Source organism: Piscinibacter sp. HJYY11 (assembly GCF_016735515.1).
Classification (GTDB): domain Bacteria; phylum Pseudomonadota; class Gammaproteobacteria; order Burkholderiales; family Burkholderiaceae_C; genus Rhizobacter.
In genome coordinates this window covers 3,922,122-3,941,528 of sequence record NZ_JAERQZ010000001.1, presented here as the reverse complement: position 1 = coordinate 3,941,528, position 19,407 = coordinate 3,922,122, and the positions used below count along the sequence as shown (strand labels likewise).

The 19,407-nt window shown below is 59.3% G+C and carries 19 protein-coding genes; 6 read left to right on the top strand and 13 right to left on the bottom strand.

The features are described from left to right. The first annotated feature begins 254 nt into the window (after positions 1 to 254). Complete coding sequence (locus JI745_RS18315; RefSeq protein WP_201810235.1) at positions 255 to 2,906, top strand: MBL fold metallo-hydrolase; 2,652 nt, start codon at positions 255 to 257, stop codon at positions 2,904 to 2,906. A gap of 9 nt (positions 2,907 to 2,915) precedes the next feature. Continuing rightward, positions 2,916 to 3,290, top strand: coding sequence for a hypothetical protein (locus JI745_RS18310; protein WP_201810226.1), 375 nt, complete (start codon positions 2,916 to 2,918; stop codon positions 3,288 to 3,290). Positions 3,291 to 3,317: 27 nt separating this feature from the next. Here the strand turns inward: JI745_RS18310 and dcd are convergent, their stop codons facing one another. The 5 genes from dcd to JI745_RS18285 form a co-directional block, all read right to left on the bottom strand. Beyond that, positions 3,318 to 3,968, bottom strand: coding sequence for a dCTP deaminase (dcd, locus tag JI745_RS18305; RefSeq protein WP_201810223.1), 651 nt, complete (start codon positions 3,966 to 3,968; stop codon positions 3,318 to 3,320). Then, positions 3,937 to 5,031, bottom strand: a complete 1,095-nt coding sequence (locus JI745_RS18300; RefSeq protein WP_201810220.1) for a hypothetical protein — start codon at positions 5,029 to 5,031, stop codon at positions 3,937 to 3,939. Before JI745_RS18300 ends, dcd begins: the two co-directional genes overlap by 32 nt. Beyond that, complete coding sequence (locus JI745_RS18295; protein WP_201810217.1) at positions 5,012 to 5,365, bottom strand: hypothetical protein; 354 nt, start codon at positions 5,363 to 5,365, stop codon at positions 5,012 to 5,014. Before JI745_RS18295 ends, JI745_RS18300 begins: the two co-directional genes overlap by 20 nt. Positions 5,366 to 5,497: 132 nt before the next feature. After that, positions 5,498 to 8,023: a S8 family peptidase gene (locus JI745_RS18290; RefSeq protein WP_201810212.1), complete on the bottom strand. Its 2,526-nt coding sequence runs from the start codon at positions 8,021 to 8,023 to the stop codon at positions 5,498 to 5,500. Beyond that, positions 8,023 to 9,312 (bottom strand): AAA family ATPase, encoded by a 1,290-nt coding sequence (locus JI745_RS18285; RefSeq protein WP_201810210.1) that lies wholly within the window; start codon positions 9,310 to 9,312, stop codon positions 8,023 to 8,025. Before JI745_RS18285 ends, JI745_RS18290 begins: the two co-directional genes overlap by 1 nt. 146 nt (positions 9,313 to 9,458) lie before the next feature. Here JI745_RS18285 and JI745_RS18280 point away from each other — a divergent pair, with 146 nt between their 5' ends. From JI745_RS18280 to JI745_RS18265, 4 genes are read left to right on the top strand one after another with little or no spacing between them, the layout of a single operon-like run. Next, complete coding sequence (locus JI745_RS18280; RefSeq protein WP_201810207.1) at positions 9,459 to 10,385, top strand: zinc dependent phospholipase C family protein; 927 nt, start codon at positions 9,459 to 9,461, stop codon at positions 10,383 to 10,385. Beyond that, complete coding sequence (locus tag JI745_RS18275; protein WP_201810204.1) at positions 10,382 to 10,798, top strand: hypothetical protein; 417 nt, start codon at positions 10,382 to 10,384, stop codon at positions 10,796 to 10,798. The genes JI745_RS18280 and JI745_RS18275 overlap by 4 nt, the downstream gene beginning before the upstream one ends. A gap of 46 nt (positions 10,799 to 10,844) precedes the next feature. Beyond that, the gene (locus tag JI745_RS18270; protein ID WP_201810201.1) at positions 10,845 to 11,690 is read left to right on the top strand and encodes a hypothetical protein; all 846 of its coding nucleotides are present in this window, start codon (positions 10,845 to 10,847) and stop codon (positions 11,688 to 11,690) included. 12 nt (positions 11,691 to 11,702) lie between these two features. Next, entirely contained in the window at positions 11,703 to 12,077 is a 375-nt protein-coding gene (locus JI745_RS18265; RefSeq protein WP_201810198.1) for a hypothetical protein, read from the top strand. A gap of 28 nt (positions 12,078 to 12,105) precedes the next feature. Here the strand turns inward: JI745_RS18265 and JI745_RS18260 are convergent, their stop codons facing one another. The 8 genes from JI745_RS18260 to JI745_RS18225 all read right to left on the bottom strand — a co-directional run bounded on the left by JI745_RS18260 (position 12,106) and on the right by JI745_RS18225 (position 19,171). Next, on the bottom strand, positions 12,106 to 13,791 hold the full coding sequence (locus tag JI745_RS18260) for a site-specific integrase (protein WP_310738687.1): 1,686 nt from the start codon (positions 13,789 to 13,791) through the stop codon (positions 12,106 to 12,108). 678 nt (positions 13,792 to 14,469) lie between these two features. Further along, the gene (locus tag JI745_RS18255) at positions 14,470 to 15,042 is read right to left on the bottom strand and encodes a hypothetical protein (protein WP_201810195.1); all 573 of its coding nucleotides are present in this window, start codon (positions 15,040 to 15,042) and stop codon (positions 14,470 to 14,472) included. Positions 15,043 to 15,089: 47 nt separating this feature from the next. Next, positions 15,090 to 15,692, bottom strand: coding sequence for a hypothetical protein (locus JI745_RS18250; protein WP_201810192.1), 603 nt, complete (start codon positions 15,690 to 15,692; stop codon positions 15,090 to 15,092). Between the two features lie 144 nt (positions 15,693 to 15,836). After that, positions 15,837 to 16,364 carry a PolC-type DNA polymerase III gene (locus tag JI745_RS18245; RefSeq protein WP_201810189.1) on the bottom strand — a complete coding sequence of 176 codons (528 nt, stop codon included), beginning with the start codon at positions 16,362 to 16,364 and terminating at the stop codon, positions 15,837 to 15,839. A gap of 82 nt (positions 16,365 to 16,446) precedes the next feature. Continuing rightward, the gene (locus JI745_RS18240) at positions 16,447 to 17,190 is read right to left on the bottom strand and encodes an AAA family ATPase (RefSeq protein WP_201810187.1); all 744 of its coding nucleotides are present in this window, start codon (positions 17,188 to 17,190) and stop codon (positions 16,447 to 16,449) included. A 76-nt stretch (positions 17,191 to 17,266) separates the two neighbouring features. Further along, complete coding sequence (locus tag JI745_RS18235; protein WP_201810184.1) at positions 17,267 to 17,902, bottom strand: nuclease-related domain-containing protein; 636 nt, start codon at positions 17,900 to 17,902, stop codon at positions 17,267 to 17,269. 76 nt (positions 17,903 to 17,978) lie between these two features. Then, the gene (locus JI745_RS18230; protein ID WP_201810181.1) at positions 17,979 to 18,512 is read right to left on the bottom strand and encodes a hypothetical protein; all 534 of its coding nucleotides are present in this window, start codon (positions 18,510 to 18,512) and stop codon (positions 17,979 to 17,981) included. Positions 18,513 to 18,586: 74 nt separating this feature from the next. Beyond that, on the bottom strand, positions 18,587 to 19,171 hold the full coding sequence (locus JI745_RS18225; RefSeq protein ID WP_201810178.1) for a hypothetical protein: 585 nt from the start codon (positions 19,169 to 19,171) through the stop codon (positions 18,587 to 18,589). Positions 19,172 to 19,407: the final 236 nt, after the last annotated feature.

Genomic DNA, 19,407 nt, shown 5'->3' with positions numbered 1-19,407 from the left:
TAAGTGGCGACCAACTGCGATGCCACGCCAGACGCCCAGCAGGTAGCCTGTCGCTTCGCTGCTCCAGCGTTAAGACGCCTTTGACCTGTAAAGGCTTACATCCAACAAACTGGGGGGCTCACCTTTCGCGAGAGACTGTTCCTTGGCACGATGCCCGCTCGGTACGAAGGGATTCAGTTTCTCAAACGCGAGCAATCCAGCAGTGCGCTCGGAGGTCTAAGTCGCTCAATGACTCATTAAAACGGGAGGGTTGTATGGCAGCCAAAACCGAGCGGGCAGGTTCACAGCCCAACTTAAGCCCAGGCGTGGAAGACGCCGCTGCTCGAGGGGAGTACCACTTTCTTGACGTTGGCGACGAGCGGTATGGCGAGTGCATCCTCGTCGTCTTCGGCAAGGTCCGCATCTTGATCGACGGAAGTCATCGTGCCGACATGAGATCGCGCAATGGACGTCCGTCGGTTCCCGACCAACTTGCCGAGATCCTGAATGAGCCTGCGCCACACAGGATCACCCTGGTCGTGGTCACACACGGCCATGCGGACCACATCGGATGTCTTCCCGAGCTTTTGTCTACCGGCGTTATCGCGCCCGAATGGGCCCTTATCACGGACCGCAAACTTGGCTTTGGCCGAACGCTGGATGACGACTCGGACGTTTCCGATCTTGCCAGTGATCCACGCGCGCGCCTTGCAGCTGTCTGGCGCGAGGAGGATGCATCCGATCTTGACGATGCTGCACTAAGCGAGTTCATCGACACGGTGACGTCCGTTGAATCGAGGTATGCCGAGTTCATCGAGAACCTGGAAAGCGCAGGCGTGACAGTTGTTGAACACCGGGGAGATCTGAAACTTCCTAAGAAGTTGGCAGAAATTCTTAAACCGACCGGTGCGAGCCTTCTTGGCCCCTCCGAAGATCAACTGCTTCTGTGCGCGCAGCAGATCGCAACGACCAACCAAGACGCTTTCGAGCTCGCTGACGCGCTCATGCGCGTCGACGCGTCGATCGACGATGTCAGGCTGTATCGAGCGGCAGTCGCCAATGTCGATCGGCTCTCGGACTCCTCACGAAATCCTCGCGGCAGCGGCATGAACTGCCAGAGCATCACTTTCGCGTTTGGTCCAAGGAATGCTCGGGTCTTGTTGGCCGGAGACATGCAGTTCACCGCGCCAGGGGTCAAGGGCGTCGACAAGGAGATGCAAGCGCTTCGGGACCGAGTGATCGCCGCAGGCCCCTACATCGTTTTCAAGACGACCCACCACACTAGTGACAACGGGCAGGACGACGAACTGCTCACGCAGCTGGGCGATCCGCCAATCATTGTCCACAGCGGCGGCCGCAATGATTCAGGCCATCCTGACAAAGAGGTGCTCGAGCTGCTGGAGGCGCGCAGAGCGGGAATCAAGTTCGCACGCACAGACCGCAATGGGCGCATCACGGTCCGACCGCAGCTTGAACTCAAGGAGGCAATTGAGACGCGAGGTCGCATCAACAACTTCACGGTGAACCCGAAGAGTAGCGATGAGCCACCGACGCCGGCAGCCCCCACCCCCGCGGCAATTGTCCAAGCAACCGTGCAAGGTGCCGGCCCGCAGATTGTCATCGTGAATCTGCCGCCCGGCCCGATTGACATGACGGTCGCCGGCGTCGAGATCCAGGTGCGCCATGGCGCGAATGACCGTAGCGCTGCTTCCGCCTTTCCCAGCAAGAGCCCCGGTGGAACACCGGGTGGAACGGGAGGGCTGCCGACGATTGCCCGAAGCAGTTTGCGCCGGCCAGTGGTTTTGGGTAGCTCCGTTTCCCTCGGAGGCGGGCGCGAGTTGCCAGATCTTCTCTTCGTGACGAACAAGAGGCGACTCGAGAACGGAATCGGGAAAACCGAGGCGGGGGCCGCACTGGATGCTGTCCTTGCCGCAAAGCAAAAAGTGGTCGAAGTTGGAGACGACCCGGTGGAAGCAGCAAAGGCCGTCTCGTCGCTCCTCGCCAGAGACTCGACTTACAAAGGGGTTGTAATCCTCGGTGGATACGACGTGGTTCCATCCCAGATCGTTGATGTGCTTGAGCCAGCAGTTCGTAGATCGTTGGGTTCCGACATCGGTGACGTCGATGAGGATCACTTCATCGTGTGGTCAGACGAAGCTTACGGGGACACCGATGGCGATCACATTGGGGAGCTCCCCGTCTCGCGCATTCCCGACGCGCGTGATGCCCGCATGTTCCATCGTGCATTGAGCAGCCGCGGTGTGAACCCATCGAAGCTTCAGCGCTTCGGGGTTCGAAATCTGGCCCGACCGTTCGCTGCGGATGTGTGGCCGGCTCTTGCGGGGAGCACGCCGCTCAACGTAAGCGCGTCGTTTCTTCACACAGATGCAAACCCGCAAGACCTCGAGACAGCGCAGCTGCACTACCTGATGCTGCACGGGAGCTGGCGCGACGGCTGGATGTTCCTGGGTGAGAAAAAGGACCGCACATACACGGACGCCTTCTTTGCAACGGCGGTTCCTCAGCAGTTCGACGGCTTGGCCTTTGCGGGCTGCTGCTGGGGAGCTTTGACTGTCAGCCAGAGAGCCCGAGATGCGGGCAGCGCAACTCAAATCGCGCCACGGGTTGTGGAACGGTCCATCGCCCTTAGCTATCTGAACGCGGGTGGCAATGCCTTCGTGGGGTGTACTGGTGCTCACTATTCCGGCCCGGACACGGATCCGGATGTGAACTACGCAACCCACATGCACCGAGCCTTCTGGAAGGCACTTCCTGTGACCAGGTACTCGGCCGCCTCTGCCTTGCACGCGGCGAGGACGGAGTACAGTGCAGACATTGCCACGCGAGCCGGGGACATGGAAACCCTGGACCTCGCGCGACGACTCAAGAACCGCGCGCAATTCACCTGCTTGGGCTTAGGTTGGTAAGGAGCTGACATGGCTACTTCATCGAAGCGTAAGGTTTCAGGGGCCTCGAAGGCCTCGGGGACGAACTCAGCTGATTCAACCAAAGATGTACTCGCCGCGGCGGTCGCGGATCAGATGCCGGGTTGGAGAATGGTGGGAACCTCTTTCGAGGTCGACAGCGTGACCATCACGGGGCACCCCGTCGATACCCAACAGGGCGTGGACCTCACGGCGCTGCGCAAGAAGTTTCTGGGTGCGGCAACACCTCCAATCAAGCTTCGCCGCAGTTCGGCGGCCGACAGCGCGAGCAAGCCGATCGCGGTCTTCAAGGTGGCGCCCGCAGCAGGCGGCCCCACTCAGGTGGCGGAGATGCGCGACGGCAAGATTCGGATCGTCACTGGCTGACGTTACCGAACCCCGCTGCAGCTCAGCCTAGCCAAGCTTCGCTGAACCGGTTGTTCTGATAACTCTCGGCATGCCGGCCAAGCGGGCCAATTCATCGTCCTCGGGCGCCTTCGACACCGTGGGGCGCACTTGGCCGTAGTACTTCCGACTTCCGGCCTCGCCGTGGTATTGGGCTTTAGCGGCGAGCTGCAGGAGACGCACTTGGCCAATCCTCGCGCCCACGTTCACCTCCACCGGCACGTTCCCGTGGTTCAGCAGCTCTAGAGGCACGCAGCCCCGAAACCCGGGCTGCATTGTCCCGCTGACTGTGATTCCTAGCCTCGAGTAGCTGCTCCGAGGGCTGATCTCCGCATAGCTGTCGTCTGGGATGCCGAAGTACTCGATCGAGGTGCCCAGCACCAGCTGGTTCGGATACAGGATGAAGGTGTCGCCTATCTCGCGGCGTGTCTCTTGGAAATGCGCGCGGGGGCCGGGTCGGGCGCCGTCGGTGGCGGGGGCAATGCGGATGGCAGGCTGACGGTTCGGGACAGACACCAAGAAGTCATAGCCAAGGCGGATGTCGATAGACACCTGGCCGATCTGATCGGCGCTCAGAAGCGGCATGATGTGCAGCCTTGGGGGCGCACCGTCCTTGCCGTTGATGCCGTCAAGAAGCTGCGCTTTGGTCCAGAGGCTCATGCCATGCCTTCGTGATCATGAAACTGCGGATGCTCTTCTCGACCAGATCATTGACTAGTCTCGCACGCTTGGCCCGCGGAACGCTCGCGATGTTGTGGCCCATGAGACTTGCGTCCTCGTCGAGAATCGTCTTGAGGTACTCATCAGCGGCGGGCAGCAAGCCATGCAGTTGCGCGATCGACTTCACTGTCATGGGGCGCACATCATTGAAGCAGGTCGCCACGTCCGGCATTTCATACCTCGGCGCCAAGCGCAAGGTTACGCCAGACAGCTCTACCGCCTCCTTGAGCATGTCGACGATGGGATTCGATACCCCGCGAAGGAACGCCTGCGTGACCTCCGCGCGGCTGTCCGCGCTTGGGTGAGTTTCGCGGAACGACGGATTCCGGTCCCACTGGATGATGTAGTCGCTGACGCAAGCTCCGACATAGGACGCGGCGACGAGGTCGCAGAAGTGTTCAGTTATATGCGCGAGCACAGCGGACTCGCGACGGCTCTTGTCGTTGAAGACCTTGATGTCCGGGAGCAGTTCGATTGCCTTGTCGTACTGGCTCGTCAGCAGGCCCTTCACGATCTTGTAGCGAGCCTCGACGAAGTGGCCTACCTCGTGATAGAGGGGCGTGCATAGCAGAGGCATGTGCTGGAAGATCTCGGGCATGCCCATCTGCACCAGCTGCCCCTGTTCGGACAACTGCTCCATGCCGAGTCCCTTGAGGAGCACGTTCGGCGCCATGTCGGCAGGCTGGCACGTGAAGTCTGGCGCTTGGTGAAGCGAGGTGGTGACGATGGTGTCGCCCAGCTGCCAGTCCACGAGCACTTCGCGCAGCAGGTAGGTGAACTCGTAGGGAACCTTGTTCGACGTGGTGCCGGCCAGGAACTGCGTGGCTCGCCAGACGGAGTCGACGACCTGCGATATCAGCAGCAGGTCAGAACCTTGCTCGGTGAGCTTGTTCTGGAGCGCTTGAACGTTCGCGCAGAGATGCTTGACATAGACGTCTAGGTCGTCGGCGAAGAAGCCGCTGTGGGAGAGTTTCGTCAGTTGCTCAACGAGCAACTGCAGCACTGTCTCCAGAAGAATCGTGCTGGAACTCGCTGAGTATTCTTCGCGCAAGCTCTGGAGCAAGATCATCCTCCGTCTTGAGTTTTAGGATCTCGTCGACCAGGGGGCGCTTGTCACGAAGCTCAAATGCCAAGTCGACGGCTTCTGGCCATCCAACTGGCAAGCGATTCTTCGGATCTTGAATAAATTGAGCGGCCAGTTGGGTCGCTCGAAAGATGTAGTGCCTTCCTTCTGGGCTGAGGTGCCTTGTCGGCTCCTCACTGGCCAATGCCGTCAGAAAGATGCGAAGGTAGTCAACGGGCTGCGAGCGTCGAGCGGAGGTCGCGAAGAGACTCACGATCGTTCTCCCAAAACAGTGTGGGCCCAAAACCGGACCAATTGGAATGCATATTAGACGGGGGGCCGCTAAGGGCCAACCCTCGGTTAGAGGCTGGATCGCCCGCAAATACGGAGCAATCTACGTGCCGCGTCAACGGCCGGAACGGCCCCCGAACGTGCGCAATCTCCCGCCAGGCTGCCTGATGTCCCCAGTCAGCACGTCACGTGCTGATAGGCCGATCCTCATGTCCTGATAGATCGGTTCCTGCTGTTGGATATCGGAGATCGTCAAAAGCATGGCAAACGGCACCCCCTCGAGCGGGAACGACTCACCCGACCGCTCCAGGTACTTCACCCAGATGCGCCAATCGGAGGAGCTGCCCTTCCCCCTCTTTGAGTAGAACTGCGTCTGCTTGACGACGCCCCATTTCAGGCCATCCTCGATCAGCTCTTTCTCCATCGCGCCGGCCGACGTGCCGCCATCGGAGGAGAAGGTGTCCTCGCAGTCTTTGTCGTACGTCCCCGTCTTTGGGTTGCGTCTCTGCAAAACGGCCTCGAGGTTGATGCGCACCATCTCGGTCTCAAAGGCGTCGGAGATCGGCGGGGTATAGACAAGCGTCAGCGTCGCCTTGCCGCGACATTTACCGTCGGTCACGAGACTGCGGGGCCAGTCGAAAGCGAAGAAAAGGTCCTTGCTCGGCATCATGTCGTCGTAGAACAGCAGCGTGGACGAATGGGGCGAGCCGTTGATGAGATCTTGCGCATTGACGGGCACACCGAACCCGACCATATCTCGAACGATGCTGCTTCGATCGTATGTCGCCAAGCACTGAGGCACCTGAGCACCATGTATCAAGAGCGCTGTCAGCGCCTCACGCGGCAATGTGTTTAGAGTGACTTGGTCGTATCGCGCAAGTGCCTTGGCGACCAGCGGGGCGGAGTAGCTCGTGCCATGCACAAACTTCTGCTGGCCGCCGATGGTTGCTGACAGCAATCCTGACATTGCCGGACTCGAGGAGTCGCACACACCGCCGAAATGCGCCACGTCTGGTTTAACGAGCTTCATTAGCCCAGGACCGCGCCTTGAGTATCGCGCCGGTGCACCCGCCACGGTCCCGGCGACGTTGGGCGGATTGATTGCGCCGACCGCGATGCTGAGCACTGAGTCGGCAGGTGCCGTTACCCGGTCGCTCTGGCTAGACGCCAGATTTGTGAGCACCGAAATCTTGTTCGCAGTCCATTCGCGCCGCTTGCTAGACACATGCGGCGCATTCCCGGCCGACACAACAAATAGCACGTCATGCTTGCGTGCAATCCAGTCGAGTCCATGTGACAAGTCGGTGTAGATAGGCGTGCCACCCGGTGGCTCGTCCAGGTTATGGCTGAAGCAGAACACGCGGGCTCCCGTTGCGGCCTTTGCATCCACCACCTCCTGCTCGATCAGATCGACCAAGTGAAGTTCAGACCGGTGGTACATCGAGAACATGTGGTCCTGCGGCAGCAGAGCCAGGTCAGCGAGCCAACAGCCGTCCGGTTCGGGGCAAACATCTCGGCCGTTGAGTAGTTGGCCATCTACCAGCAGCGCACCGATCTCGGACCCGTGAGAGATATCAGCGTGGTGAGGGGCCACGTAATTGCTGGCATGGACTATCCATGGCTTCAGCGAGGGGTCCATGCCGCCATCGATGACGCCTACAACGGGATACTTTGCGCCCTTCAGCGGCGTTGAGAACTTGTGCAAAGGAAGAGTTGCCGGAGTCGCCGCCGACGCTCCTGGCTTGAGGTCGGCCGGAAGGCTGATGCGGCGAACGGCGGGGTGAGATTCGAGCAGAGAAAGCAACTCACGATGCGCCCGCGAGTCCAGCGAGAAGCTGGGCGCCTCACCGAAGGCGGCTTGCAAGTCCTTGGGACTCACGATGCGGCGCATGGATGGCGCATCGAGCAGCCAGATATACATCCGCGACATGGAGATGACATCGGGCCGATAGGTGGTTGCAACGAAGCTAGAGTTGAGCTCGTAAAGCTTCGCGTGCAGATCAGCAACTGCGTCACCCGCCTTGTCATATTCGTGCGCGGCTGAACGATTCTCAGGGCGACGCTTGTCGAAGAGATCGATTCTGTAGGCACGAGGGACCGCGCGCGTTCCAAACCAGGAAATTGCCTGGGTTGCATCGAATTGACGACGATCGGCAGGCGACCAGAGCGCGACCGAATCAATGGCGCCAACCTCGCTGCGCTGACGCGACGGGTTCGGCTCGAGTTCGTCCGGCTTGTTTTTTTTGGGCCGGTACTCGAGAGTGTCCTCTGCGCGACTCGACTGATCCAACGCGTGCGCAATACCTCGGGGCGTAACCTGAATGATGAGTTCGCCCATTCCTCTTGAACCGACGGCCGGCATATGGACCGCTGGAAAGAGGTGTTGCGTCGGCCTGTGAGACTTGGCGAGCGCCGAATCCCGCATACGCACACGAAGGAAGCCCACTTTGCTTGCGCTACTGGACTGCAATGTCTGGCCGACGCTGAGCAGTGATTGCTGGATCTTCCTCCGATGAGCGACGAATCCCGCGTCGTTTCCTTCAAAGAACTCTTTGGGACGTCCGCCGGGCTGTCGTACACGCTCTTCCTGAAAGCCTCGGGGTTCGAGCACCACTTGAATGGGGCCAAAGTCGTCAGCCATCACGCCTCCTTGCGCTCAGGTTCCTTTACCCATCGACCTACAGTAGATTTTCCCTTGTTGAAGAGGGCGCCGAGTTCAACAACACCGATGTTGCCGCCAAGCCTGTTGCGAATCCACCTGGCGAGTTCTTGATCGTCTCGCTTTAGCAGCGACTTCACCTCCAAGGAGAGACGCCCACTGTTGAGTGCCACGATCTCCCTGATCGTTTCGATCGGAGAGACATCCTCGCCGGACATTGCCTGTCGCTTCTTGTATAGAGAGACGATCGTCTTCACCTCAGAGCCTGCACTGCCCTCCATCAACGCGGCAAGCAGATGCACCAAAGCCTCAGGGACCTCAAGAGGCTCGAACGTACGACGCACGATGGACTCGCGAATCTCCTGCGTTGGAAGGGGCACCTCAATCTGGCTCATGAAGCGACGCCATACAGCTGGATCCAGGAGCTGAGGATGGTTCGTAATTCCAAGCGTGATGCCGCTGCTTGCTCGGACATCCATGTTCTGCAGTAATGCGTTGACGACGCGCTTGATCTCCCCAACCTCGTTTGCGTCGTCGCGGACTTTGGCGAGTGAGTCAAGCTCGTCTAGCAAGAGCACACAACGGAAACGGTTGGCGAAGTCGAAAACCTGGGCAATGTTGCGAGACGTGGTGCCCAAGAACGATGACATCATCGCGTCCACACGTGCAACCAGCACCGGCAGTCCCATCTGATGAGCCATCCACAGCGCAAGCGTCGTCTTACCTGTACCAGGCGCTCCGGTAAGCAGGCATGACAAGGAGGGCTGTTCGCCCACCGCACGCAACTCGTCCATGTGCCGCCATTCGCTGACCAGCGTCAGCACCGCTCGCTCAAGGTAAGGCAGCAGATACGGCCGCGAAACGGTCGCTGCCGTCGGGAAGATCGCGTCGACGAGCCTAGCGCCGGACTCGCGATCGCTCGGCAAGATGGTCGTCGGAAGCAGCACTTCACCTGGCAGGCTGACGGTGGCCCCGCGAGAGGGTACCAAGCGCCGTGGCGTCATGTCTTGATTACGCGAGGCACTCTTGATCAGCTGCTTGAGCTGCTGAGCAGCCTTCGTGTCCCCGGTCTCGCTTAGCGCTTCGGAGAGGCGATCGATTTGGTGTGTGAGCGCCTCGTTGGGCGACACCAAAGCGAGCCGGCAGATCGCCTGCACGATCGAAAAGTGTTCCATGGTCTCCATTCCTGTGGTGTGGCACTGATTTTCCATCCAGTTTCCCAGAAACGCAATACAAACTGCCAGCATGATGACTATTCTTCCCGTCTTCATGGTATATTTCCCATCAATGCGCTATCTTGGACCACTGGATGATCTTTTTTCCCAAATCGACGACGTTTGACCCGCCCGACGCAGATTAGCGCGCTGCGGCACGCCGCACCACTGATCGCACGGGCACAAAACAGGACACCACAAACATGTCTGGCGCCTACGCCCACATCACGCTCGCCAACCAGTGCCGATCGCTCATGCGTCGCCACAAGATCTCCAACGCCACCGGCTTGGCGGTCTCCACCCACCTCGCCTACGTGGAGCTCGGGGCAATCAGCCCCGACTACCCGTACCTTGGCGGCGAGGACGCGTGGGCAGACCTCTTCCACCATGAGCGTTCGGCCGAGTTCCTCCGCAATGCCGTTGCATACATTCACCCGCTCAGCGACGGCGACGGGCGTCAGAAGTTGACCGCTTGGCTCATGGGTTACGCCGCCCACGTGGCGACCGACGTCACGATCCACCCGATCGTGAACAAGATCGTCGGCCCCTACGAGCTAAACAAGTCGGCACACCGCGAGTGCGAGATGCACCAGGACTCGCACGTATTCCAGCGCCTCAACGTGCATCCGGACAGCGGCGCCACGACCCACCTCACTGCCAGCATCGCCGCGTGCAGCCACCCCAAGGACGATGCCCGCCTGGATCCGCAGATCGCGGACGGCTGGCGCGCGATCATGCGCATGACCTACCCGGAGCAGTTCTCCAAGAGTGCGCCCTCGATCGACAAGTGGCATGCGGGCTTCTCCAAAGTCATGTCGGCCATCCGCGTGGGCAACCGGCTACTCCCGTTCGCTCGGCACCTCACTGCTGGTCTGCAGGTCAACTACCCACGGCCCGGCACGTCGGACCCGAAGTTCCTGAAAGACCTCCCCACACCGACGGGCGGCAGGATCGACTACGACCCGCTGTTCGACATGGCGATCGGCAATGCGATGGCCCTCTGGGAAACGATTGACGGTGCCCTGAGCAACTCCGCCCCTAAGCCGCTCCAGGCGCTGCAAGCCTGGGATCTCGACACCGGCCAAAACATTGACACGGGGAAGTCTGTGTACTGGGAGCCGAAACAATGAAGCACATCGCCCTGATCGGCCTGCTGCTGACTTCTGCAGCCTGCACGCTGGCATCGAGCTCATATTCTGAGAACCAGCTGAACGACCTGGCATCGTCGCTGACCAAGCTCTCCTCCGTCGTCGACGGGTCGGTGCGCTACCTGACGCGCCCGCCTAGCCCTCTTCTGGAGGACGAGCAGTTCTTCAAGCTCACGACGGCCGGCAACCCGAGCGTGCTGGCGCCGTTCAAGGGCCTGAAGCTACGGGTCCAGCGGGTTGGGTCCGAGACCGCGATCCTGGTGTGCCGTCATGACGCCGACATCGCGCTGCTGGAAGACGCGACCTGCACCGCCGGCATGGAGAGCCACCGGTGGAAGAGCCAGCCGCAAACGTCGTGCAGCTTCACGCTCGACCTGGCTGAGGTCTGCAAGTGACCCCCTCGACTGACTCCCTATGCACTCACGATTGGAAGGAAGGCCAATGAAATCGCCCATCCCCCGAGTGCAGAGCGCCACCGCCCTCTTGGTGGCCCTGCTTCTGGCGGCGTGCGTGAACCTGCACGACGTATCGACCTACTCGTCCTCCGCGGCCGATGTGGTGGGAAACAAGTCCGCGGCGGTTCGCTGGCGCGACTCGGAAAAGATCCTGCTCAGAACTCGGCTCGAGGGCGATACATGCGAGATCGGGCGCACGGGTCGCAAGCCGCAGGCGCAATTCGACGCGGCCTACATCGAGATCGCCGCCCTGCACGACGCCCTCAGCACATACTTTCTCGCGCTCGGCGAACTCGCGTCCGGCGATGTGCCCGCCGTGAGCTCCAAGATGAACGCCACTCTGGACGCGGTCAAGGACTACGGGCTCCCGGTTAACGCCCGCGACGAGGCGGCGACGCGCTCGCTGTTCGCGGTGCTCAACCGCTCGCTTGACGCCTACCGTCATCAGAACCTCCGCAAGCTCATGGACGAGACGCACGAGGATGTGACGCAGGTCGTGACACTGCTGACCCGTCTGGCGGACGTCTACGTCGGCGAGATCAACGGTGAGCGCGTCCAGGCCGTGAACTTCGTGCGTTGCTCCATAGGCCAAGCCGACCTGACGGACAAGTTCCTGGGCCGGCGCGAGATTGACCGGACCCGACGCAAGTACGAGCAAGACACCGCCGTGCTCACCCAGTACAAGGCAGCGCTGCAGAAGGTCGCACAGGACCACGAGGCCATTCGCAAGGCGCTCGCCTATGACAAGAGCTCGCTGAAGCGGTCATTGAAGGCCACTGCCGCCACGGCCAAAGAGCTGAACAAGGCGGCTCAGGCGCTTTCCAACCTTTGAGAGACCCACAACATGGCTACAAACTACACCGCCAAGCAGCTCTGTGAGCTGGCCGCCGAACTGGACGCTATGGCAGAGGCCCTGCCGGTGGATGCCCCAGGCGGTGAAGGCAAGGAGTACTACAAATGGTGCCAGGCTTTGGGCGGCGCCGCGTCGAACCTGCGCCTGATGGCCGTGCAGGACATCATGGCCGACACCAGCGACCCGCTGAGCGAGATCATCTTGGCAACCAGCGAGGCCAAGCGAACCATCGCGCGCCTCAAGAAGTTCACCAGGTCGGTGGAGCTGATTGGCGATGTACTGCTGCTGTCGACGGTGATCTGGCTGCGCAAGTGGAGCCTCGTGTCACCGACGTTCAAGGAGCTGCGCGCGGACCTCAAGGGCTGAAGCGCCTTGCGGCGCAGCCCAGGATTGCCTAGCTTCGGAACGCCTCTCGCATCTGCCGCGCTCGCCTAGCCTTGTCGGTGTGCAGGTACACCGACGTTGTGCTGATGGAAGCATGGCGCAGGTTGTCTTGGACCGTCTTCAGGTCCACGCCACGCTCTAGTGCATGCGTAGCGTGTGTGTGCCTCAGCCAGTGCGGGGTTGCACGTCGCAGCTTCTCGGCCGCAGTCGGACTCACGGCATCTAGCTTGACGGCCGCCAAACGGAAGAACCGTCCTAGCATGGCACGCATGCGCCCAGTCGTGATGCCCACTTCCGGCTGATCCAAGCTGGGCACGAGGGGTGCACTCGGATTCCAACGGCCGCGCGCGGTGTGCAGGCCTCTTTGCATCAGGAAGCGCTCCAGCGACCCCAGGGCAGACAGCGGCATGGCCACGTCGCCTTCCTTGCTGCCTTTGCCTACCACGCGAATCCAGTTGTCGCCGGCATCGTCTCGATAAAGGTCACCAAGCGTGGAGCGAACCATCTCCAGAGGGCGCAGCCCAGTGTCGCGCCAGAAGTCTAGTGTGAACCGCAGCCGCTGTGCTGCTTCAAGCGTCCAGCCCGGCTCGTACTCGAGGCCGTCGGCGGTACTGCGCAGCAAGGACCACTCGTGCTGCGTGAACACGTGAGAAGCTTCCATGGGCGTATGCCGGGCTGCGCCCTTGACCTTGACGCCCGAGAACGGGTTGGCCAGGAGGTAGCGCTGCTCGATCAGCCATCGGAACATTGCGCCGATTACCGAAAGCGCATAACTCGTGGATCGCGCTGACAGCTCCTTCTGGAACGGGCGCCAATCTGGTGCCGACCGCGGTCGAGCGGGTCCCACCCAGCGCGACTTCGGTGTTGGCTTGCGCAGGAACTGCCTGTAGGCCACCGCGTCTTCGGTGGTGAGCGATGACAGGGCCCGGCCCTGTTCCAGTATTGCCCACAGCATCAACCGCTCGGCCTCCTTGCGATAGGCACGTCGCGTTTCATCATTGTCCTGGAGGGCCAGCCACGCCTGGATCGCCTCATAGTCGTTGTCGGCGCGCAAGGTACAGGTCTCGCGGGGAGCCCTGAACGTGCCGTTCGAACCGTCCACCTCCGTTGGCACCACCAGCGCTTCCCAAGGCCGGGCCTGCCCGGGCTCTTGCACCACGAGCGCTCGCGCGCGCTCGGTGAGTTGCGGATGGCGGGCGAAGAAAGCTTCGATTCTGGCCGCCTGGACGCCGCCGAGACCGGGGATCACCGCCCACCATCGATGCCTGCGCGGCACGCGCACGGTGAGATCGGTCAGAGTGTGAATGCCATGCCGGTGCAGCGCACCCACCGCACGAGCGGAGAACCATCGCGCCACGTCGTCCGTGAGCGTCGGTATGGCCACCGGCAAAAGGCGGATAGCCTCAGCCGCGCCGATCACCTGCTTGGCTCGTGAATACCGTTCCGGCGCGGGATGCATGAAGAGCGCCTCGAGCTCTTCGCGCCCCCGACTTCTGGCGAAACGCGCGAGCTGCCGGCGGACCGCACGGAGCATGGCGCGCGACGACTGCCCCGACGCCTTCTTGTGCCCCAGATACTGCATCACGGCCTGACGCGCCGGGAGACCTGCGTACCAGGCACGCAGCGCCGCGAGTTCGTCGGCGCTGGGGTATCCATCTGGGGTTGAGGCGGGAACCGGGACGGGCGGGTTTTTCACGCCATCAGTTTAGGCTCCTGACCCAGCTATGGCGATAAGGATACTTATCGTGATAGCAATGTATTTACTCGCTCTCTAGTAGGAGACCAGTCCCGTCTGAATGAGACATTAGTCCGGTGTGCCGCGACTCGTTCTCTCAGTGGAAGAGTTGGGCCTCTGAGCGCTGACTTCAGTGCCTGGCTCGCGATCTGCAACGGACGCTGGAACGAGCTCCCCGAACTCCTTCTGTTGCTTAACGACCTGATCTTCCATCACGCAGGCGTCGATGAGTCTTTCCCCCAAAGTTACGTTGTTCTTTCGGTACTTCTTGTAGCTCCAGTCTCGCCATGTTCGTAATAAATGAGGACCGGAGTTCGAGTGGGCGTACAGCATTTGACCTTTACCGCGATTCAACTGACTGCGAACCGTGCACGGCTACGGGTTCAGGCGCCTAACGCCTGACATCAGAGGAGGTGACGCGGCCCGGAGGAGTCTTCCAAAACTTTGAGCGGCGGTGGACAGCCAAAGAAGCGTCCGGCTTCGTATCGAAGCGCCTCAAAGAACTCTCGCAGAAACTGCTTCAACGCTAAAGAACGCAACACCGCGTCTATGGCTCGAGAATGGACAGACGGCGCAACCAGCTGGACATCCCCTCGCTGCAAGGAAAAGCGCCCCGCGCCGCTGGGCCTCGAACGGAGGTCAAGCGACCAGCGCCCGAGCAGCTTCCATGATGTTGTACAAGCCGTAGCCGAGTGTGGCAGAGCCGAGAATGAACAGGATCACGAGTGATACTTCGAAGCATGCCCATAGCCGCCGAAACCATACGTCATCTACAAGCGGCTTCTTGCCAGCGATTTTTGGTCGCCAAACTGCTTCCGCCACAAAGTAGTCGCGGATTACCATAACCGCGACCAAAGAGAAGAAGGCCGCCATCGACAAGAACAAGCTACACCAACCGCTGTGCAGGAACTGAACTAAAGCTGGCTTTAGTTCACTTCTCGGTCGAGAGGAGAAGACAGTCACTGTTGCTGTAAACGAACTCCCCGCCAATAAGAAGGCGTAGCTGGCCAATTGCGTCACCCGTCCGCGGGTGTCCTTCTGATAGTCGTTGAAGCTGTCTTTGGCCTTGTGGCGATCTTCTGCGGTCTTACTAGATGTGGATTGCATAGAGTCAGAAGCTAATTTGAAGCGCTCAACGTCCGACACAAGACGCCCGACCCGGCTTGCATGGAAGCGAAGGTCATAACTCATTGAACCGCCGAACGTTGACATGAGACACGCGGACCGGCATGCCAGGGAGCGTCGTCTTAATGGGATGGTTAGGCGCCGCCGGCCAGCTCTTGTAGATATTGCTTGTACGTGCCTTCAGCTTCATTGACGATTGCCCAGGCCCTTGAGTAGCAACCGGATGGCAGCTGGCTATCGATTTCGACCATATTCTCAAGCGCCGCTTTCTCTCCAAGCGAGAGAAGAACGGCCTTGTGAAGCGACAGTAGATGAAGATGGTTGAGGACGCAACTTGATTCAGCGTTGTGAAGCTTTTTAAGCGGAGACGCCTTTGGAACGTGACGGCGTGTGAAGTCGTGCAGGACCTCGTGGAACGCCGTGTCAATCTTGTAGCGAAGTGGAACCGGTTTGGCGGTGAAGGAGCCGAGCGCAAAGCGCATGTTGACGCTGATGCCGAGCCTGGCCTGAGATGGCGAATCGCACAGAGTAAGTCGAATGCGCGACGAGGGTGCGTCAATCAGCTTACCTGTTAGCCGGCTCACGGCGGCAAACATAAGCGGCGCTGTGGTCTTCCATAGGGCTTGAACTTCGGGAAGCCGAGCGTTTAGCTCATTCGCCCATTCTTCTTTGATCTCATAGCCCCGGGACGCGGCGCATTGTTCATCTGCTCTAGCGTCGTACTCAAGCGCGGGCATAGCGTCCTGCGCGTCTGCGAGGCACGGCAGAACAAGAAAAGAGACTGCAAGGACTCTGCGGAGGTGCACTCTTGCGGCGCCTAACGTTTGACATCAGAGGCGGCGCAAGGGCGCAGCCCTTGTGACGTCCTCTCAATGGAAGGGTTAGGTTGCACTCGCAAGGTCGGAAAGGCGATAGGTCTTGCGGCCCGGCCAAGCCCGACGAGCCATCTTTAGGGCGCAAGAGACCTGATTGCGTGGTACGGCGTGGTCACATTTCTTCCAGGCACTGGTCAAGAAGGCCATGTCGAATTCGGCGTTAAAGGTGACGAGACGATGAGTGCCAATGAACTCGTTGAATTCGGCTAACGCTTTGTGAAGTTCTTGACCATCACGTTCGATCATTTCTTGAGTGATCCCTGTGATCTCCGTGATCTTCTTTGGCACCTTCTTCTTCGGCCTGACCAAAGACTGATATGTCTCGTGCTCCTTGCCACCGTCCTTGCGATAGCGGATGGCGGCGATTTCAATGATCTCGTGCTTGCTCGCATCGAGTCCAGTGGTTTCCAGGTCAATCACAACAAAGACATCGGGCAGATGGTCCCTTGAGATCTTCTGTTTCGTAGGCAGCCTGAGCTTTAAAGCGAAGTACGCGATGGCAGCGACGAAGATGATGACGACTAGAAATTCCATAGCGAGAAGCGCCGGTGCAACCTAACGATTGACATGAGAGGCCCCACCCGGCTTGCCGGGGCGGGTCCTCTCGATGGAAGGTTTAGGCGTCTGTGTCATCTTGAAGTAGCTGCTCAAGGCGCCTTGGATAATTGTTGAGAAAGTCACGTGTGACAGAGAAGTGCTCTGTATCTTCAAAGGCAACTTCGCTGATGCCTGACTTGTCGAACTGAATGATCTTCGCGTTTGGATAGGAAAGCAGAATGGGAGAGTGGGTTGCAATGATGAATTGCGAGTGATCTTCTACAAGCTGGTGGATTGCACTGAGCGCCGCAAGCTGCCGGCTGGGGGATAGCGCGGCTTCTGGTTCATCTAGTAGGTAGAGACCGTTGCCGCGCAGCTTGTTTAGCAGCACGGCCATGAATGACTCACCGTGAGATTGCGTATGCAGTGACTTCCCGCCGTAGCCCTCAAGGTAGCCTGTTTCATCCATGTAGCTTGCAACATTGAAAAAGCTTTCGGCTCGAAGAAAGTACTCATCACGTGGCTTCGGCACTCCCCGCGCAAGACGCAAGCTGTCGTGAAGTGAGGACAGCGAGCCTGCCGACTGGAAGCGAACATTCTTTGTGCCGCCTTCAGCTCCGAAGCCGAGTGCGATGGCAATGCCTTCCATGACTGTGGATTTGCCCGAACCGTTCTCTCCGACGAAGAAAGTCACGTTTGGATGGAAGTCGATGTTAGCGATCTCGCGCACAGCAGGGATGCTGAACGGGTATGACTCGTAGTCGACATCCGCATCTGGTCGGATTGACGCGTGAAGTAGGTATGGCTTGGTGCGCTTCGGCATGCGATTCGGACGCCAACGTTTGACATGAGAGGCGCTTGGAGGCCGAAGGCCGGAAAGCGTCCTCTCGATGGAAGGGTTAGACCGCACCGCCATGCCTGCGCCGCAAGTTCTCAATGTGCTCGACATCGGTTTGATTGGTGATGGCCAGTCGTGCGGTCTCAAGCCGACCAACACAGAATTGCATTCGATTCTGCGACATGACCTCGATATCTTGCTCGCGGATGTGATCTACAAGCTTTGAGAGGTAGACCACCCCGTGAGGAACTTCTGTCTTGAATTCGGCTTCTCCAGTGAAGACCACGACTGACTTGACGCAGTCTGCAGGAAGAAAGTCAAGCATCTCTTGTACTACCCGGACGTGCAGCAGGTTTTGGAAGATCGGGTTCTGGAACTGGGACTTTCGCTTGAATAGAACTTGAGTCCAATTTGCGTGCTTGCTGTTAGCGAAGATCCAGCCGTTGTAGTTCTTGGTTTCTATGACGAAGACGCCAAAGCGAGAGACAAGAATGTGATCGACCTGAGTTGTGCCGTCCCGCAACTGCAACGTAACGTGATTCATCAAGTGATAGTCAGGCGCACCGAAATGCGCCCGAATCTCACTGGAAAGGCGTGCCTCTCCGTCGTTCTGAAAAGAGAAGGCAAACGGTCGGCTTCCGCGACCCAGCGCAAAGCCAACGGCGAGCCCAATCAAAATGCAGATGAGGATATCCACGCTTCTCAGTGCGGCCTAACGTTTGACATGAGAGGCTCGACCCGGCTTGCCGGGGCGAGTCCTCTCGATGGAAGGGTTAGGGAGCAAGGCGAAACACGCTACCCGTCTTGATGACGATTTGGTCTGTTTCTTTGTCAAGGAACGGAATGAACCATCTTGTGTTTAGTCGCATCGTGACATCAGTTAAGAAGTTAATCTCCGCTACCTCTTCGAAGGCTTCCCCGCGTACCAGTCGGACTTTTAGCAGCCCTGCGCCTTGACGCTTTCGAAAAGTTTCAGGGCCCACTCGATCAAACCATTCCCAGCTAAAACCGCCCCCGTCTTTCTGGATCCACATTCCGAATCCATCGACTTGACGACTTCGATAGATGCTTGCTCCGAGTTCAAATCCGGAAGTCACTGCGATCGACTTCTTCCAGTTCTGTTCGTCCGGAGAAGGCCCTTTGGCGACAGTGACTTCCGTTAGCAGATATACCTTCTTGCCCCCAGCGACCAGATTCGGCTTGTCGCCAAACAGCGGGATCGAATAGATCGAATACTTGATTTCCTCGGCGCCTACTTCTGCCGAGGCAAGGAGGAGTGCGAGAAGGCCAGCGATTGCAAGTCGCATGATTTCTTGCTCCCTAACGTTTGACATGAGAGGCGCTCGCCGGCTTGCCGGACAGCGTCCTCTCGATGGAAGGGTTAGGCGTCTGTGGCCAAAGCCGAGACTGGCTTGACCCCGAGAAGCTTTCCGGACAGGGCATAGTTTGCTTGATCGATTTGGCCATCTAGCGCCGCCCGCAAAGACTTCTTCGCATCTTCTGCTAGCGGAGACTTTGGATGATCAAGTAGGACCTGTGGCTGAGAGAACGTGGAGAACCAGGGCAACCCTTGCTGTTCAACGAAGCGGACGAGGTCGCCGACACATCGATCAAAGGTGCTTCCAGTGCTTGCATTGAAGCGAAGATGGTAGTTGGGTGACGCGGGCAGGTCATATCCGCCAGAAGCACTGTGAGGCCCATTTAGTGCGACGGCGTCAAAGGGATCGTTTAGCACGCGAATACCCAGGTGGAGCCGTATGTGGACGGATGCATTCATCGCGGCGCCGTAAGAGATGCCTCCGCGACGGGCGTGTATGAAGCTTGCGGTGAACTCGCTGCGTTGCACCCAAAACGCCTTGTTCGATCGATTGAAACCGAAGGACTGAATTCGATCAGTGAAAGCCTTGCAAGCTCGCTCGAAACCATCGCGAACTACGCGGGCTGTGGTTTTTTCGGTGTCTGACATGAATCGAGATCGGACGCCTAACGCTTGACATGAGAGGCGGCGACCGGCTTGCCGGGCGACGTCCTCTCGACGGAAGGGTTAGGCCGCACTTTGCGCGAATAGCAACTTGCCATCTTGAAACACTCTCGCTTCATGGAATGGAAGTACATGGTGACCGCAGTGCTCTGTAAAGACGGCGATGGCTCTGAGTTCCTCGTCTACGAGAGCAAAAGCGTTACAGAACTCGACGAATGAAC

Coding starts and splice junctions, on each gene's coding strand:
- JI745_RS18285 (WP_201810210.1), bottom strand. CDS start 9,312: ATGAAGACGGGAAGAATAGTCATCATGCTGGCAGTTTGTATTGCGTTT.
- JI745_RS18250 (WP_201810192.1), bottom strand. CDS start 15,692: ATGCCCGCGCTTGAGTACGACGCTAGAGCAGATGAACAATGCGCCGCG.
- JI745_RS18290 (WP_201810212.1), bottom strand. CDS start 8,023: ATGGCTGACGACTTTGGCCCCATTCAAGTGGTGCTCGAACCCCGAGGC.
- JI745_RS18225 (WP_201810178.1), bottom strand. CDS start 19,171: ATGTCAGACACCGAAAAAACCACAGCCCGCGTAGTTCGCGATGGTTTC.
- JI745_RS18270 (WP_201810201.1), top strand. CDS start 10,845: ATGAAATCGCCCATCCCCCGAGTGCAGAGCGCCACCGCCCTCTTGGTG.
- dcd (WP_201810223.1), bottom strand. CDS start 3,968: ATGAGCCTCTGGACCAAAGCGCAGCTTCTTGACGGCATCAACGGCAAG.
- JI745_RS18315 (WP_201810235.1), top strand. CDS start 255: ATGGCAGCCAAAACCGAGCGGGCAGGTTCACAGCCCAACTTAAGCCCA.
- JI745_RS18265 (WP_201810198.1), top strand. CDS start 11,703: ATGGCTACAAACTACACCGCCAAGCAGCTCTGTGAGCTGGCCGCCGAA.
- JI745_RS18275 (WP_201810204.1), top strand. CDS start 10,382: ATGAAGCACATCGCCCTGATCGGCCTGCTGCTGACTTCTGCAGCCTGC.
- JI745_RS18230 (WP_201810181.1), bottom strand. CDS start 18,512: ATGCGACTTGCAATCGCTGGCCTTCTCGCACTCCTCCTTGCCTCGGCA.
- JI745_RS18310 (WP_201810226.1), top strand. CDS start 2,916: ATGGCTACTTCATCGAAGCGTAAGGTTTCAGGGGCCTCGAAGGCCTCG.
- JI745_RS18255 (WP_201810195.1), bottom strand. CDS start 15,042: ATGTCAACGTTCGGCGGTTCAATGAGTTATGACCTTCGCTTCCATGCA.
- JI745_RS18280 (WP_201810207.1), top strand. CDS start 9,459: ATGTCTGGCGCCTACGCCCACATCACGCTCGCCAACCAGTGCCGATCG.
- JI745_RS18245 (WP_201810189.1), bottom strand. CDS start 16,364: ATGGAATTTCTAGTCGTCATCATCTTCGTCGCTGCCATCGCGTACTTC.
- JI745_RS18240 (WP_201810187.1), bottom strand. CDS start 17,190: ATGCCGAAGCGCACCAAGCCATACCTACTTCACGCGTCAATCCGACCA.